1 protein-coding gene is annotated in these 262 nt (G+C 62.2%); it reads left to right on the forward strand.

Annotated elements, in window-relative coordinates:
* The coding region (locus tag SB772_RS42320; protein ID WP_410838811.1) for a translation initiation factor IF-2 N-terminal domain-containing protein at positions 1–262 on the forward strand (262 nt) is incomplete at both ends.

Consider the following 262-nt stretch of genomic DNA (forward strand, 5'->3'; position numbering starts at 1 on the left):
GCCGGAGACCATCACGGTCGCCGACCTCGCGCACAAGATGTCGGTGAAGGCATCGGAAGTCATCAAGGTGATGATGAAGATGGGCCAGATGGTCACCATCAACCAGATGCTCGACCAGGAAACGGCGATGATCATCGTCGAGGAACTCGGCCACCATGCGGTTGCCGCGAAGCTCGACGATCCGGAAGCGCTGCTGGTCGAAGGCACGACCACCACGACGGACGCCGAGCAACTGCCGCGTCCGCCGGTCGTCACCGTCATG

Origin of the sequence: Paraburkholderia sp. SIMBA_030 (genome assembly GCF_046535245.1) — a bacterium.
In the GTDB taxonomy this organism is placed as follows: Bacteria; Pseudomonadota; Gammaproteobacteria; order Burkholderiales; family Burkholderiaceae; genus Paraburkholderia.